Annotated in this window: 4 protein-coding genes; 2 read left to right on the top strand and 2 right to left on the bottom strand. The window is 73.8% G+C overall.

All coding sequences use genetic code 11. The features are described from left to right. On the bottom strand, nt 1-421 hold a 421-nt coding region (locus F2B26_RS15705), incomplete at its 3' end, for a PIG-L deacetylase family protein (protein WP_201292785.1). A gap of 121 nt (nt 422-542) precedes the next feature. Here F2B26_RS15705 and F2B26_RS15700 point away from each other — a divergent pair. Together F2B26_RS15700 and F2B26_RS15695 are read left to right on the top strand one after the other, a co-directional pair. Then, complete coding sequence (locus F2B26_RS15700; protein ID WP_159810948.1) at nt 543-1,589, top strand: LLM class flavin-dependent oxidoreductase; 1,047 nt, start codon at nt 543-545, stop codon at nt 1,587-1,589. Next, on the top strand, nt 1,586-2,302 hold the full coding sequence (locus F2B26_RS15695) for an NADPH-dependent F420 reductase (RefSeq protein ID WP_159810946.1): 717 nt from the start codon (nt 1,586-1,588) through the stop codon (nt 2,300-2,302). The genes F2B26_RS15700 and F2B26_RS15695 overlap by 4 nt, the downstream gene beginning before the upstream one ends. On the opposite strand, the gene F2B26_RS15690 is transcribed toward F2B26_RS15695, so the two are convergent. Further along, nucleotides 2,215-2,564, bottom strand: a 350-nt coding sequence (locus F2B26_RS15690) for an EAL domain-containing protein (protein ID WP_159810944.1), incomplete at its 5' end; no start/stop codon positions are given. The genes F2B26_RS15695 and F2B26_RS15690 overlap by 88 nt on opposite strands.

Genomic DNA, 2,564 nt, shown 5'->3' with positions numbered 1-2,564 from the left:
CGACGTGGTGGCCGTCGCCGAGCGGGGCGAGCACCCGCGTCCCGGGCTGGGCGAACGCCTCGGCGACCGCGGCGGCGACCGGTTCGAGCTGGTCGAGGCCGGCACGGTCGGCCGGGGTGCGGAACGCGGCGCGCAGCCCCCGGGCCGGCGGGTCGCGCCAGATGCGTTCGGGCAGGTCGAGGCGGCGGGCGGCGGCACCCAGCACGGCGAGCGCGCGGTCGTCCTCCGCGAGGCGGGTGCGGTAGTCGGCGAACGGTCGCAGCCGCCGTGGCACCGTGGCGGGTTCGGGCTGCCGGGTGAAGGCGGTCCAGACCTCGACGGTGGCCCCGGCCCGGACCTCGTCGGCGATGAGCGCACCGGCGCCGAGCACGGCGTCGTCCAGGTGCGGGGACAGCACCACCAGCCGGTTCGACGCCGTCACGGCGCCCATCATGCCGCCCGGCCGGGGGTGGCACCGTCCCTCCTCTCGCCACCCGCCCTGCTTTAGTTGACAGTTCAACTTTCAAGGCGGACGATGGCTGCTCCACCCGTGAGGAGCCGTGATGACCGACGTCGTGCTGGGGATCGACACCTTCGGCGACATCCCGACCGACGACGACGGCCGGCTGCTCAGCCACGCCGCCGCCATCCGCCAGGTGCTCGACGAGGGCGTGCTGGCCGACGAGGTGGGCCTCGACGTCATCGCCGTCGGCGAGCACCACCGGGCCGACTACTCCGTCTCCGCCCCCGACACCGTGCTCGCCGGGATCGCCACCCGCACCTCCCGGATCCGGCTGGCGTCCGGCGTCACCGTGCTCAGCTCGGACGACCCGGTGCGCGTGTTCCAGCGGTTCGCCACCCTCGACGCGCTCTCGAACGGGCGGGCCGACGTCATCCTCGGCCGCGGCTCGTTCACCGAGTCGTTCCCGCTGTTCGGCTACGACCTGGCCGACTACGAGGTGCTCTTCGAGGAAAAGCTCGAACTGTTCAGCCGGCTGCTCACCGAGGCACCCGTCACCTGGACGGGCTCCACCCGGGCCGCGCTGCACGAGGCCGACGTCTACCCCAAGACCGAGCACGGGCTGCGCACCTGGGTCGGCGTCGGCGGCTCCCCGCAGTCCGTCGTCCGCACCGCGACGTACGGCCTGCCGCTCATGCTCGCGATCATCGGCGGCGAACCCGAACGGTTCGCGCCCTACATCGACCTCTACCACCGGGCCGCCGCGCAGCTGGGCACCACGGCGGGCCCCATCGGCGTGCACTCCCCCGGCTTCATCGCCGAGACCGACGAGCAGGCCAAGGAGCTCTACTACCCGGGGTTCAAGATCCAGCGCGACCGGATCGGCGCCGACCGCGGCTGGCCGCCCGTGCACCGCGGCCAGTTCGAGGGCGAGATCGCGCACGGCTCGCTCTACGTCGGCTCGCCGCAGACCGTCGCGCACAAGATCGCCGACACCGTGGGGCTGCTCGGGGTGGACCGGTTCGACCTCATCTACACCTCCGGACCGCAGACGACGAGCGCCCGCAAGCACGCCGTCGAGCTGTTCGGGACACAGGTGGCCCCGCTCGTGCGCGAGCTGCTCGCACAGCGCCAGGACACCGCGGGATGACCCGTCCGGTGCTCGGTGTCCTCGGGGCCGGCAAGCTCGGCACCGTCCTGGCCAGGCTCGCCGTCGCCGCCGGCTACCAGGTGCTGATCGCCGGGTCGGGTGACCCCGAGCGGATCCGGCTCGTCGTCGACGTGCTGGCGCCCGGCGCCACCGCCGTCACCGCCGAGCAGGCCGCGCGCGACGGCGAGCTCGTCGTGCTCGCGCTGCCGCTCGGCCGGCTCGGCACCGTCCCGGCCGATGCGCTGGCCGGGACCGTCGTGGTCGACGCCATGAACTACTGGTGGGAGGTCGACGGGCGCCGCGACGACCTGGTCTCCACCAGCACCCAGGTGCAGGCGTACCTGCCACGCTCACCCGTGGTCAAGGCGTTCAACCACCTGGGCTACCACGACCTCGACGAGGGGCCACGGCCGCGCGGTGCGGCCGACCGCAAGGCCGTCGCGCTGGCCGCCGACGACCCCACGGCGCTCACCCTCGTGGCCGGGCTCGTCGACGACCTCGGGTTCGACCCGGTGCCGATCGGCCCGCTCGCCGACGGCGTGCTGCTCGAACCGCACCACGAGGCGTTCGGGGCCGATGTGGGCGCCGACGAGCTGCGCGCCATGGTCGAGCGCACGCGGCAGGCTCAGCCGGTGCGGCCGGGCACCGGGACGGCGACGTGGCCCGCCAACCAGCCGGGCACCTCGTCACCGGGCATCGGCCGGGCCACGTAGTAGCCCTGCACCTGGTCGCACCCCATCTGCGCCAGACGCGTGAGGGTCGCCTCGTCCTCCACGCCCTCGGCGACCGCCACCTGATCCAGTCCGTGCGCGAGCGCGATCGTGGCCGCGACGAGGGCGTGCGCCCGCGGGTCGCTGGTCAGCGGGTCGACGAAGGACCGGTCGATCTTCAGCTCGTCGATCGGCAGGTCGCGCAGGTAGGCCAGCGAGGAGTAGCCCGACCCGAAGTCGTCGATCGCGATGCGGACGCCGTCGT

The organism is Cellulomonas citrea, assembly GCF_009829685.1.
GTDB lineage: Bacteria > Actinomycetota > Actinomycetes > Actinomycetales > Cellulomonadaceae > Cellulomonas > Cellulomonas citrea.
This window is presented reverse-complemented; position numbering and strand designations above follow the sequence as displayed.

Coding starts and splice junctions, on each gene's coding strand:
- F2B26_RS15700 (WP_159810948.1), top strand. CDS start 543: ATGACCGACGTCGTGCTGGGGATCGACACCTTCGGCGACATCCCGACC.
- F2B26_RS15695 (WP_159810946.1), top strand. CDS start 1,586: ATGACCCGTCCGGTGCTCGGTGTCCTCGGGGCCGGCAAGCTCGGCACC.